The organism is Knoellia aerolata DSM 18566 (assembly GCF_000768695.1).
Taxonomy (GTDB): Bacteria; Actinomycetota; Actinomycetes; order Actinomycetales; family Dermatophilaceae; genus Knoellia; species Knoellia aerolata.
The window spans coordinates 1-362 of record NZ_AVPL01000199.1 but is presented as its reverse complement, the minus strand read 5'-3'; the positions used below and the strand labels follow the sequence as shown (position 1 = coordinate 362).

Below are 362 nucleotides of genomic sequence, written 5' to 3'. Positions count from 1 at the left end.
ACAGCCTGGCCACCGTGCTGGCCAAGACCGTGCCGGGCATGGCCGATTCCAGCCGCACCATGACCGATTACGGCCAGACGCTGCGCGGACGCGGCGTGCTGGTGCTGGTGGACGGCATCCCGCTGAACACCAACCGCGACTCGTCGCGCAACCTCGCCAACGTCGACCCGGCCACCATCGAGCGCGTCGAGGTGCTGCGCGGCAGCAGTTCGATCTATGGCGCCGGCGCCACGGGCGGCATCGTCTCCATCACCACGCGGCCGGCCGGCGGCGAACCGGTGGCCGAGACCACCGTGACCGCCGTCAGCCCGCTGAGCCGGCTGGGCGGCGACGGCCTGGGCGGCCAGCTGCAGCAGCATTTC

1 protein-coding gene is annotated in these 362 nt (G+C 72.1%); it reads left to right on the top strand.

Going from position 1 to position 362, the window contains the following annotated elements; genetic code table 11:
• Positions 1-14 precede the first annotated feature (14 nt).
• The coding region (locus N801_RS19320) for a TonB-dependent receptor plug domain-containing protein (protein ID WP_245618525.1) at positions 15-362 on the top strand (348 nt) is incomplete at its 3' end.